The organism is Streptococcus dentiloxodontae, assembly GCF_053206925.1.
On record NZ_JBRUHR010000001.1, the window covers coordinates 41,153 to 52,746 of the forward strand.

Genomic DNA, 11,594 nt, shown 5'->3' on the forward strand with positions numbered 1-11,594 from the left:
AAAGGAGAGTCAATCTCCTTTTTTTGTCTATTAACCTACCGAACCTTCCATACTCATATTAATAAGCTGATTAAGCTCAACGGCATATTCCATGGGCAGTTCCTTGGTGATGGGGTTCATAAAGCCATTGACAATCATAGCTGTCGCCTCTTCTTCGGTAATACCGCGGCTCATCATGTAGTAAAGCTGGGCTTCGGAAACTTTTGAGACCTTCGCTTCGTGTTCCAAACTGACATTAGCGTTATGGATTTCGTTGAATGGGATGGTATCAGAGCTTGATAAATCGTCCATGAGAATGGTGTCGCATTCGATATGAGACTTAGAGCCGCCACTGTTTTCACCAAATTTGACCTGACCACGGTAGTCCGTTTTCCCGCCATCTTTGGCAACAGATTTGGAAATCAAGGTAGAAGAAGTATGAGGAGCATTGTGGAATACCTTGCAGCCAGCGTCTAAATCCTGTCCGTAGTTAGCAAAGGACATAGACAGAACAGTTGTTCGTGCATGAGGACCACGTAAAATCGAACAAGGATATTTCATATTAACCTTGCTGCCTAGATTGCCATCAATCCATTCCAAAGTGCCGTTTTCATCCACAAGACCGCGCTCGGTTACCAGATTATAGACATTATCGGACCAATTTTGCATGGTTGTGTAACGAAAATAAGCGTTTGATTTGACGAATATTTCGACGGTTGCCGCATGCAGACTGTTGGTCGAATAAGTCGGTGCTGTGCAGCCTTCAATATATTGGATAGAAGCACCTTCTTCCACAATAATCAAACTCCGTTCAAACTGCCCTGCATTTTCACCATTAATACGAAAATAAGTTTGGACAGGGATCTCACACTGAACGCCCTTGGGAACATAGATAAAAGTACCGCCGGACCAGACTGCTCCATTAAGAGCAGCGAATTTATGTTCGGCATTGGATATAAGAGTGCCAAAGTACTGTTTGACGATTTCGGGGTGTTCCTGCAGAGCTGTATCAGTATCCATGAAGATGATGCCTTGTTTTTCAAATTCGGTCTTCATATTATGGTAGACCACTTCGGATTCATACTGAGCGACCGCTCCTGATAAGAACTGACGCTCAGCTTTTGGGATTCCCAAACGCTCAAAAGTCTTTTTAATGTCATCAGGAACATCGTCCCAGTTTCGTGCATTTTCTCCTGAATAACGCTGATAATAAATAACATCATCAAAATTAATATCTGTCAAGTCCGGTCCCCAATCTGGCAGGGGGAGCTTATGGAATAATTCTAAGGATTTTAAACGGTAATCTAACATCCACTGAGGTTCATTTTTTACTTCGGAAATATTGCGGACAATTTCTTCTGTCAGTCCTTTTCCTGTTGTAAATAAAGGTTTAACATCGTCATGAAAACCAAATTGATAATCTCTATTTTTCATGCCTAACCTCCCAATCAAAATTGTAAGCGTTATCTTTACAAAGACTATTATACGCTTATTTATAAAATATAGCCCTTATAAAGCTTATCTTTTATAAATTGCTTTCTGATTATTTTTCATTGGTAAGCCTTTTCAAAAAAAGGTATAATAGAAATACTTTTAATGGAAGAAGGACTATTTATGACAAGAGACTTATCTTTTGAAACCTTACAGCTTCATGCAGGTCAGCATCCTGACAAGGAAACGAAATCACGTGCTGTGCCAATTTATCAAACAACTTCATATGTTTTTGATGATGCTAAGGAAGGCGAAGATCTTTTTGCGCTTCGAAAATCGGGGAATATTTACACACGCATCACCAATCCAACACAGGCTATTTTGGAAGAGCGCGTTGCAGCATTGGAAAAGGGAGTCGGAGCCTTGGCGACAGCTTCTGGTATGGCGGCTATTACTTACACCGTTTTGGCTCTTGCTCATGCAGGAGATCATGTAGTAGCAGCGACAACTCTGTACGGGGGCACTTTCAATCTTTTGCAGCAAACCCTGCCGCGTTACGGTGTTGAAACAAGCTTTGTCAATGTGGATAATTTAGCAGAAGTAACAGCAGCCATTAAAGATAATACTAAATTGGTTTTAATTGAAACGCTGGGAAATCCTTTGATTAATATTCCAGACATTGAAGCGATAGCTGATATTGCCCACCAACATAAGATTCCGCTGGTTATTGACAATACTTTTGCGACACCTTATCTAATCAATGTTTTTTCGCACGGGGCTGATATTTCTGTGCATTCTGCCACCAAATTTATCGGAGGTCATGGAACGACCATTGGCGGTTTGATTGTGGATTCTGGGAAATTTGATTGGGAAGCTTCTGGGAAATTCCCTCAATTTGTAGATGAGGATCCTTCTTACCACAATCTCTCCTACACACGAGACGTTGGAGCGGCAGCTTTTATCACCGCCGTTCGGACACAGCTCTTGCGTGATACCGGTGCAGCGATTTCACCATTCAATGCTTTCTTACTGCTGCAGGGATTGGAAACATTGTCCTTGCGGGTGGATCGTCATTTAGAAAATACAGCCAAGATTGTGGACTTTTTAGTTAAACATCCTAAGGTTGAAAGGGTCAACTACCCGAGTCTCCCGTCGAGTCCTTACTATGAACTCGCTCAAAAATACTTGCCCAAAGGTGCGGGTTCTATTTTCACTTTTCATGTTAAAGGCGGAGCGGATGAAGCACGCCGCTTGATTGACCATTTGGAAATTTTTTCAAATTTAGCCAATGTGGCTGATGCTAAATCACTGGTGGTGCATCCCTCTTCTACCACCCATCAGCAGATGTCAGAAGAAGATCAGGCAGCCTGCGGCATTACACCGAATCAAATCCGGCTATCAATCGGGCTGGAAAATTCAGATGATTTGATTGAAGATCTCCGTATTGCTTTGGAGAAGATTTAAACATATGAGTTTATTTAAATAAACCGTCTTGTCCCCATAAAGATTTTTTATATCCAGCTATCATTATCTTATATGCCTGAATACCTTGATAAATAAGGTATTTGCGACTATACTAAAAACAAGCTTTTAGGGCTTGTTTTTTCTTATACATTTTAGTTGATACTATCAAAGAGAAAGGATGATTTATCTATGACGACTTTACAAGAAGCTTATTTGACCTTTAAAAATGCGCGATTGGTTGATTTGACCCACCAAATCACAGAAAGCAGCCCTCATTTTCCAGCCTTGCCTGCTCTTGAAAAAAAGGATGTCTTTACTCTTAAAGATGGTTTTCATGTGCAGCAGTTTACGGTAGTTGGACAGTATGGTACCCATATTGATGCGCCCATTCATTTTGTTGCAGGAGGAAAGTGGCTGGATGAACTGCCATTGGAAGATTTATTTTTGCCTTTGTATGTTATTGATAAATCGGCAGCTGTGGCTGAAAATCCTAATTATCAACTGACCAAAGAAGATATTCTAGCGTTTGAGCAAAAGCATGGCCAGATCGAAAAAGACAGCTTTGTAGCTTTTCGTTCGGATTGGTCAAAACGCTGGCCAAATCAAGATGCCATTCGCAATTTAGATGAAAACGGCAATCAGCAGACTCCAGGCTGGAGCCATGAAGCTTTGGAATTTCTCATTCATCAGCGCAGCGTCAAGGCTGTTGGTCATGAAACGCTTGATACAGACAGCGGTCAGGAGGCAGCAGCAAACGGCGGAGCTCTTCGTCAAGAATATTATTTGTTGGAACAAGGAATTTATCAGCTGGAAGTTTTAGCGCATTTGGATCAGGTGCCAGCTACAGGCAGTTTTATTACAATTGCCTATCCTCACTGGGAAAAGGCAACAGGTTCTCCAGTCAGAGCAATAGCTTATGTGACTGAGAACTAGAAAGCAGGAAAAATGAAAAAAATTGGACTCATTGGAGGTACAGGACCCGAATCCACCTTGATTTATTATAAAGAAATTACCCAACAAGTTTTTCAAAAGACAGGACATTTCCCTAATTTATCTATCGAATCCCTTAGTGTTTTTGAAGTTTTGGATTATTGCCAGCACAAGGAATACGGTAATCTGACCAATTATCTGCTGCGCGGTGTATATGCCCTCAAAGCAGCTGGTGCAGAAGTGGCCGCTTTGACAGCAGTAACACCTCATGTGGTTTATGAAAAATTGATAAAACTCTCTCCCTTGCCTTTGATTAGTATTTTAGACAGTACTCGTCAGGCTGTTGAAAAGGCAGGTTATCGTAAGGTTCTGTTATTAGGCACTCAAATCACCATGCAACAAGGCTTCTTTCAGAAAGCTTTTAATGGTTCTGAGGTAGAAATTGTGACCCCTAAACGAAAAGATGCCATCTATATTGCAGAAAAGATTTCCAGTGAATTGGAACACGGCATCATTACTAAGGAGACTCAGGCCGCTTTTGCCCGCATTGTTGAAGAAGCAGCATTAGAGGGTACTGATGCAGTTGTTTTAGCTTGTACAGAGCTGCCTCTGGCATTTTCAGGGCTAGAACTGCCTGTTGAAATCATAGATGTTATTCCGCATCATATTGCTGCTTTGGTAGATAGTCTTAGTGTTAAAATGTAAGCTCCTAACTGCAAGATAAGCGGTATTTTGGGTTCTATTTTGCTATAATAGACCTATGAAATTTGTATTTGATTTAGATGGAACCTTATGTTTTGATCGGATGACCATTGACAAGGAGATTGAGAAAGTGCTGATTAGCGCCCAAAACTATGGGCACGATGTTATTTTTGCTTCGGCTCGTTCTTATCGTGATTGCATTGATGTGCTGGGTCCTGTCTTGTCGCAAAACTTGGTCATTGGACTTAATGGTGGGTTGATTTATGAAGAAAGTAAGCTTGTTTTTCATAGTCATTTGGAAACACAAGCTTATCAATCTGCTCTTGACTGGTGCCATTATTATCGATTGCCATATTTTGTGGATGACGATTTTAATTATGCTTATTTCAAGGGTGAAAAAATACCTTTTATTGCTAGCGTTGATCCTTTAAAGTTGGCTAAACATTTGGCAATAGCAGAGCTGGAAAATCCGATTAAAATGGTTATTTTCATGGGAGACCATGAGGAGGTTGTAGAGCCCTTCTGTCAAGAATTGCAGAAGATAGGCAGCATTGATGTGGATTACCACGAACATGAAAAATGCCTCTATCTCAATCCTTATGCAACCAATAAGGCAACGACTATTGTTGATAGAATTGGAAGGAATTTTGTCGCATTTGGTAATGATAAAAATGATATTGCTATGTTTAAAGCGGCTAGCTACGCAGTGCAAGTCGGTCAGTTCGCCTCTTTAGGGCCTTATGCGGATGAGCGCGTGTCAGCTGATAGCTCCGCTATTGTTCCCAAAATTGAAGCGCTTTTTGAAGTTTATCGTCATGACTAAATTTGAAACCATCTATCGTCTTTTTGAAGAGAATGCTGACGCTGATAAAGCTCATCAAATGGCAGCTTATATGAAAAATCATTTTTTATTCTTTGGTATTCCAACACCAAAGCGTCGCGCTGCAACACAAGCCTTCTTGAAAGAGGAGAGAAAGTGTGGGGAAATTGATTGGGATTTGCTAGATCAATGCTGGCAAGATGACCACCGTGAATGTCACTATTTTGTCGGAGATTATTTACGTGCCCTGAAAAAATACCTCACTTTTGAAGATATTTCTAAACTTGAAAATTATGCTAGAAGCCAGCAGTGGTGGGATTCTATTGATTTCTTAAATCAAATTATCGGCAACATTGGTTTAACGGATTGTCGGGTTGACGAGGTCATGAGAAATTGGGCTAGAGATGAAGATTTTTGGATAAGACGCCTCGCTATTGAACATCAGCTTAGTCGAAAGGATAAGACAAATCCAGATTTGCTTGAAGACATTCTCGTGGCAAACTTTGGAAGTCAGGAATTCTTTATCAATAAGGCTATAGGCTGGGCTTTGAGAGACTATTCCAAGTCTAATCCTGACTGGGTGCGTAATTTTATCCAAAAATATGAGGCGCACATGGCTCCGCTATCCATTCGCGAAGGAAGCAAATACGTGTCATTTTGAGGCAAATCATTAGAGAAATTCTTTGAAATTGGCTACAATGAAAGTAACTAAAGTGAGGAGGATTTGAAATGACAACTTTTATCGGAAAACCAGTTACGCTTTTGGGCAGTCAGTTACAGGTGGGTGATACTGCTAGTGATTTTAAGCTGATGGCAACGGATTTGACACAGAAAAGTCTGGGTGATTTTGCTGGTAAAAAGAAAGTCATCTCAGTTGTACCATCTATTGATACCGGTATCTGCTCAACTCAGACGCGTACTTTCAATAAGGAACTATCTGATTTAGAAAATACAGTAGTTATTACAGTATCTGTTGATTTGCCATTTGCGCAGGCACGCTGGTGCGGAGCACAAGGATTGGAAAATGCTGTTATGCTGTCGGATTTCTACGATAATTCTTTCGGAAAGGCTTATGGTGTTCTTATGGAAGAATGGCATTTTCTGGCGCGTGCGGTTCTCGTTTTGGACGAAAATAACATTGTTACCTATACAGAATACTTGGAAAATATCAATACAGAACCAAATTATCAAGTAGCTATTGAAGCCGTAAAAGCCTTAAGTTAATCACTTCTTATCTAAAAACAGTGTCGGAAAATATTTTCCGGCACTGTTTTTTTAGAGGTCAATTTCGTCTTCCAACTGGTCAAGGCTCAATGCTCTAAAGATAATATCTGTAATTTCCTGAGCGTTTTCCTTGGCACCATTTTTCAGCCAAAAAGAAACCAAACTTTCTACGCTGGCCAGATAAACTTCAATAGCATATTGAAACGGAACACGGTAATGGTTTGTTATGATTTCTTCAATATTGGGAATAGCGCTGAGATGAGTGTAAACAAAAGTTTTGATCGTTTCTCCGAAATTCACATAAGAGGTTTTTGAGATGGCGACGATAAAGTCCAAATCACTCTCAATGTAATTAAAGATGGCAAGAATAATACCGCGGGTATTGTCTTGATCGTCAGAACGTTCAAAAATAGCAGATAGATTGCTCAAGGTTTCCTGCTTGAGCTGATCCAGCATATCATATTTATCTGTATAATGAAGATAAAATGTCCCTCGGTTAAGACCTGCTGTTTTACTTAAATCAGAAATGGTAATGTCTTCAAAACGTTTCTCGTTCAGCAGACGGGTTAGAGCCTCTTTGAGGTAATTTTTACTCTCAGTATGTCGTTTTTGTGCCATAAAACTCCTTAATTCAACATATTGTTCATTTTTGTTCTTGTTAAATCAACAAACTGATTATATAATATTCCCTGTCATAAATCAACAATATGTCTAAATAAGGAGAATATTTTATGTCTTATATTGAAGTGAAACATTCCTCAAAACGCTATCATATGGGTGATACAGTGATTGCTGCTAACCAAGATGTCAATTTTGAGATTGAAAAAGGAGAGCTGGTTATCATTCTAGGCTCTTCAGGTGCTGGTAAATCTACCTTGCTTAATATCTTGGGAGGGATGGATACCAACGATGAGGGACAAATTATTATTGACGGAACGGATATTGCACAGTTCAATTCTCATCAACGAACGAATTACCGCCGTGATGATGTAGGCTTTGTTTTTCAATTTTATAATTTGGTGGCCAATCTGACGGCTAAGGAAAATGTGGAACTGGCTTCAGAAATAGTTAAAGATGCGATGGATCCGGTAGATATTCTTAAAGAAGTTGGGCTGGAAAACCGTATCAATAATTTTCCAGCGCAGCTGTCTGGCGGTGAACAGCAGCGTGTTTCTATCGCGCGTGCAGTGGCTAAGAAACCCAAGATTCTGCTCTGCGATGAACCAACAGGAGCATTGGACTATCAGACGGGTAAACAGGTTCTTCAAATTTTACAGGATATGTCACGCAGTCAAGGGGCGACAGTTATCATTGTGACTCACAACTCTGCCTTGGCTCCGATTGCAGACCGTGTTATTCACATGCGTGATGCGACAGTCAAATCCATCAAAGTAAATGACAATCCGCAAGATATTGCGACTTTAGAATACTAGGAGGCGGCACATGTCTAAGAAAATTTATTGGAAAGATGTGCGAAAAGCTATCACAGGATCAATGGGACGCTTTATTTCTATCACACTTTTGATGCTGTTAGGCTCCTTTGCCTTGGTAGGTCTCAAATCAACAACGCCCGATATGCAAGCAACGGCCAGTGCTTATTTTGACAAGTATAATACCATGAATCTAACAGTCATGGCAGACTATGGTTTAAGTAAAGAGGATCAAAAAGAGCTGTCGTCTATCAAGGACGCTACTGTCGAGTATGGCTATTTAAGTGATGTAACCGTTAAAAACAGCTCTGACGCTATACGTATCTTCTCTTATGATAATTCCTATCATATTTCCAAATATGAACTGGTATCAGGACGCTTTCCCAAAAAAGACAATGAGATTGCTCTGTCTAACACCTATGGCAAGCATTATAAAATAGGCGACAGCATTAGCTTTGAGACTGGTAGCGATTCAAGCTTAAAAAATAAGACTTATACGATTACAGGATTTATTAATTCTTCGGAAATTCTCTCCAAAACCAGTCTAGGCAGTTCGACAGCAGGAGATGGCAGTTTGGCTGCTTATGCAGTAGTTACACCTGAAGCTTTTGACAGTGATGTTTATGGTATTGCTCGCATCACCTACAATAACCTTGAAGGACTTAATCCTTTCAAAGAAAGTTATAAGAAAAAATTAGCAGAGCATCAAAAAAAGCTAAATGACATGCTCTCTGATAATGGATCTGTTCGTTTAGCCAGTTTAAAAGCTGACGCTCAGGAAGAAATTGATGAGGCTCAGGCTAAGGTTGACAGTGCTAAAGCGCAATTAACAACAGCAGCCAATCAATACGCTGTGGCCAGCAGCCGCATGACCGAAGCCCAAAAGCAAGCTTATCAGACACAAAAAGCAGCAAGCGAAAGCCAGATTGCAGAAGCCGAACGAAAAATCTCCTCTGCTCAAGACGATATGAATAATCTGACTGAACCAGATTATACAAGTTATACGCGTTCGACTATTCCAGGCGGCGAGGGTTACACGACCTTTTCATCAAGTTCGCAAAGTATCTCAGTCGTGGCCAATATTTTTCCGCTTGTCCTTTACTTAGTTGCTGCTATGGTAACCTTTACTACAATGACTCGGTTTGTAGATGAAGAACGGCAGAATTCTGGTATTCTTAAAGCGCTTGGTTATTCAAATCGCGATATTATTCGTAAGTTTGTCATTTACGGACTTGCTGCTGGTCTCTTGGGAACCATTTTAGGCGTTTTTGCGGGAACTTATTACCTTCCTTATAGTATCGGCAATATTAGTATGAGCAGTTTAACGCTGAATAACCTCAAACTCTCACCATTTGCGCAGTATATTTGTCTTGCCTTTGTTTTAGCTTTAATATCAAGTGTTTTACCAGCCTTTTGGATCGCTTATCGTGAGTTAGCCGAAAAACCAGCTCATCTCTTACTCCCTAAACCACCCGTATCGGGCTCTAAAATCTTCCTAGAACGCCTAACCTTTCTATGGAAACGGCTGAGCTTCACGCATAAGGTGACGGTGAGAAATATCTTCCGTTACAAACAGCGTATGTTGATGACCATCTTTGGGGTGGCAGGTTCGGTTGCCCTCTTATTTGCCGGACTAGGTATTCAATCTTCCATTTCAGGAGTGGTCGAAAGCCAGTTTGGCAACAGCTTAACCTACGATATGATTGTTGCTGAAAATAGCAAAGCTTCATCTGATGAAAAAGATACTGTTGAAAAAGCTATTGCTTCTGACAAATTTAGTAAATCACTAAACCTGTATTACGAATCAACCCAACAGTCAATTAAAGGAGTCACAGAGGATCAAACTGTAACTGCTCTGGTAACCCCCAAAAAGGATTTCTCTGGTTTAGTTAATTTAAGTGCAGTAAACGGAGATAAACTTAGTCTTTCCAATGACGGTGTGATTATTTCTGAAAAATTAGCAGAGCTTTACGGCGTTAAAGTGGGTGATAAATTCACTTATACAGATAACAATGGACGTAAAGTATCTTTGAAAGTTTCAGGAATCGCAGAGCTTTACACGGGGCATTTTATCTTCATGACCCAAAGCTATTATGAAAAAGTGTATCATGAAAATACGACTCCAAATGCTTATTTGTTGAAAGCAAAAGATGAATCAGACAGCAATGTTGAAAAACTTGCTACGGATCTGCTCGCTTTAGGTGGTGTGACAGGAGTCTCACAGAATATTGCGATGACCAAAACTTTAGAAAAGGTTGTTCATTCCTTGAGCGGAGTCATGATGATTTTGATTGTCGTATCTATCCTTATGGCTATCGTTATTCTTTATAATTTAACCACTATCAATGTTGCAGAGCGTATTCGGGAGCTGTCAACGATAAAAGTTCTTGGTTTTCATAATAAAGAAGTAACTATGTACATCTATCGCGAAACCATTACCTTGTCTATTGTTGGTATTTTGACCGGAATAGCGGGTGGATTTGCCTTGCACCGCTTCTTAATCAGTCAAATGGGCGGGGATAATATTATCTTTGAAAAATCTGTGGACTGGTATGTTTATGCCATTCCTGTATTAACAATTATCATTATTTTGACGAGCCTTGGCTGGTTAGTAAACCATACACTCAAAAGAGTGAACATGCTGGAAGCTCTTAAATCGGTTGATTAATATTTTAAAGACCTCAAGATGATTTTAGATCACTTGAGGATTCTTTATCTAGTCATACCAACAGCGTATAGGAACAAAACAATGACTGAAACAGCACCGCTAATTTTTATCGGAATATAGCAGAGCTGATAATGGGAAAAACTCTATCGAATTGATGAAAAAAGGAAAAAGTATATGAATACTATCGTGAAGATTTCTTCTTTATTTTTCTGAATTAAAATAGTATTTTCACTTGAAAAAAAGTGAGATTCGAACTATAATAGTATACAAATACTTAGATTTTATACTGAAATATAAAGGAGTGACTATGATCGAAAAAAGAAGACCGCAAATTCTTATAGATTACGAAGCTAGTCATAAAAATCTTGTTCGTTTAGGAGAAGCTACGGAACAGTTTAAAGGCAAAGCTATTTCTGGAAAAGCTGAGCCGGGTGATTTTGCTGTCATCAATTTATCTGATATGACCGAACTAGGGATTGCTTATAATCAGCTGAAAACCTTTCAGGGAGAACGCCGTAAACTGCTTAAGTTCATTTTAGAAGATGGAGATGTCCTCATTGCTTCTAAAGGAACCGTTCAAAAAGTAGCTGTTTTTGAAGCACAAGAAGGACGAGAAGTCGTTGCTTCGTCTAACATTACGATTCTTCGTCCTAAGGAAAAGCTGCGCGGCTACTATATTAAGTTTTTCTTGGAAACAGAAATCGGGAAAGCATATTTGGATTATGCGGACAAGGGCAAAGCTGTGCTAAATTTGTCAACAAAGGATCTTTTAGATATTCAGGTGCCTGTTATCCCTTTGGTTAAACAGGACTATCAAATTGCAGCCTACTTACGTGGCCGTGCCGATTATCAACGTAAACTCATTCGTGCCGAGCAGGAGTGGAAAAATATCCAAGAAACGGTTGTAGATGCACTATTAGATATCTAATTTAATTGCTAGAGGCAC

11 protein-coding genes are annotated in these 11,594 nt (G+C 39.9%); 9 read left to right on the top strand and 2 right to left on the bottom strand.

Annotated elements, in window-relative coordinates:
- Positions 1-30: 30 nt before the first annotated feature.
- Positions 31-1,413, bottom strand: coding sequence for a Fe-S cluster assembly protein SufB (gene sufB, locus ACVRZ8_RS00175; protein ID WP_447447217.1), 1,383 nt, complete (start codon positions 1,411-1,413; stop codon positions 31-33).
- A 180-nt stretch (positions 1,414-1,593) separates the two neighbouring features.
- On the opposite strand from sufB, the gene ACVRZ8_RS00180 reads away from it, so the two are divergent.
- From ACVRZ8_RS00180 to tpx, 6 genes are all read left to right on the top strand, one after another.
- Positions 1,594-2,874: an O-acetylhomoserine aminocarboxypropyltransferase/cysteine synthase family protein gene (locus tag ACVRZ8_RS00180; protein WP_447447218.1), complete on the top strand. Its 1,281-nt coding sequence runs from the start codon at positions 1,594-1,596 to the stop codon at positions 2,872-2,874.
- Between the two features lie 189 nt (positions 2,875-3,063).
- Positions 3,064-3,807, top strand: a complete 744-nt coding sequence (locus tag ACVRZ8_RS00185; protein ID WP_447447220.1) for a cyclase family protein — start codon at positions 3,064-3,066, stop codon at positions 3,805-3,807.
- A gap of 12 nt (positions 3,808-3,819) precedes the next feature.
- Positions 3,820-4,509: an aspartate/glutamate racemase family protein gene (locus tag ACVRZ8_RS00190; RefSeq protein ID WP_447447222.1), complete on the top strand. Its 690-nt coding sequence runs from the start codon at positions 3,820-3,822 to the stop codon at positions 4,507-4,509.
- Positions 4,510-4,564: 55 nt separating this feature from the next.
- Positions 4,565-5,329, top strand: coding sequence for an HAD hydrolase family protein (locus ACVRZ8_RS00195; protein WP_447447224.1), 765 nt, complete (start codon positions 4,565-4,567; stop codon positions 5,327-5,329).
- The gene (locus tag ACVRZ8_RS00200; protein ID WP_447447226.1) at positions 5,322-5,987 is read left to right on the top strand and encodes a DNA alkylation repair protein; all 666 of its coding nucleotides are present in this window, start codon (positions 5,322-5,324) and stop codon (positions 5,985-5,987) included. Before ACVRZ8_RS00195 ends, ACVRZ8_RS00200 begins: the two co-directional genes overlap by 8 nt.
- Positions 5,988-6,055: 68 nt before the next feature.
- On the top strand, positions 6,056-6,550 hold the full coding sequence (gene tpx, locus ACVRZ8_RS00205; protein ID WP_447447227.1) for a thiol peroxidase: 495 nt from the start codon (positions 6,056-6,058) through the stop codon (positions 6,548-6,550).
- A gap of 51 nt (positions 6,551-6,601) precedes the next feature.
- Here tpx and ACVRZ8_RS00210 read toward each other — a convergent pair whose 3' ends face one another.
- The gene (locus ACVRZ8_RS00210; protein ID WP_447447228.1) at positions 6,602-7,168 is read right to left on the bottom strand and encodes a TetR/AcrR family transcriptional regulator; all 567 of its coding nucleotides are present in this window, start codon (positions 7,166-7,168) and stop codon (positions 6,602-6,604) included.
- A gap of 113 nt (positions 7,169-7,281) precedes the next feature.
- On the opposite strand from ACVRZ8_RS00210, the gene ACVRZ8_RS00215 reads away from it, so the two are divergent.
- From ACVRZ8_RS00215 to ACVRZ8_RS00225, 3 genes are all read left to right on the top strand, one after another.
- Complete coding sequence (locus ACVRZ8_RS00215; protein ID WP_447447229.1) at positions 7,282-7,983, top strand: ABC transporter ATP-binding protein; 702 nt, start codon at positions 7,282-7,284, stop codon at positions 7,981-7,983.
- 10 nt (positions 7,984-7,993) lie between these two features.
- The gene (locus ACVRZ8_RS00220) at positions 7,994-10,648 is read left to right on the top strand and encodes an ABC transporter permease (RefSeq protein WP_447447230.1); all 2,655 of its coding nucleotides are present in this window, start codon (positions 7,994-7,996) and stop codon (positions 10,646-10,648) included.
- A 307-nt stretch (positions 10,649-10,955) separates the two neighbouring features.
- Positions 10,956-11,576 carry a restriction endonuclease subunit S gene (locus ACVRZ8_RS00225; RefSeq protein ID WP_447447232.1) on the top strand — a complete coding sequence of 207 codons (621 nt, stop codon included), beginning with the start codon at positions 10,956-10,958 and terminating at the stop codon, positions 11,574-11,576.
- Positions 11,577-11,594 lie beyond the last annotated feature (18 nt).

Coding starts and splice junctions, on each gene's coding strand:
- ACVRZ8_RS00215 (WP_447447229.1), top strand. CDS start 7,282: ATGTCTTATATTGAAGTGAAACATTCCTCAAAACGCTATCATATGGGT.
- tpx (WP_447447227.1), top strand. CDS start 6,056: ATGACAACTTTTATCGGAAAACCAGTTACGCTTTTGGGCAGTCAGTTA.
- sufB (WP_447447217.1), bottom strand. CDS start 1,413: ATGAAAAATAGAGATTATCAATTTGGTTTTCATGACGATGTTAAACCT.
- ACVRZ8_RS00210 (WP_447447228.1), bottom strand. CDS start 7,168: ATGGCACAAAAACGACATACTGAGAGTAAAAATTACCTCAAAGAGGCT.
- ACVRZ8_RS00200 (WP_447447226.1), top strand. CDS start 5,322: ATGACTAAATTTGAAACCATCTATCGTCTTTTTGAAGAGAATGCTGAC.
- ACVRZ8_RS00185 (WP_447447220.1), top strand. CDS start 3,064: ATGACGACTTTACAAGAAGCTTATTTGACCTTTAAAAATGCGCGATTG.
- ACVRZ8_RS00220 (WP_447447230.1), top strand. CDS start 7,994: ATGTCTAAGAAAATTTATTGGAAAGATGTGCGAAAAGCTATCACAGGA.
- ACVRZ8_RS00195 (WP_447447224.1), top strand. CDS start 4,565: ATGAAATTTGTATTTGATTTAGATGGAACCTTATGTTTTGATCGGATG.
- ACVRZ8_RS00190 (WP_447447222.1), top strand. CDS start 3,820: ATGAAAAAAATTGGACTCATTGGAGGTACAGGACCCGAATCCACCTTG.
- ACVRZ8_RS00180 (WP_447447218.1), top strand. CDS start 1,594: ATGACAAGAGACTTATCTTTTGAAACCTTACAGCTTCATGCAGGTCAG.
- ACVRZ8_RS00225 (WP_447447232.1), top strand. CDS start 10,956: ATGATCGAAAAAAGAAGACCGCAAATTCTTATAGATTACGAAGCTAGT.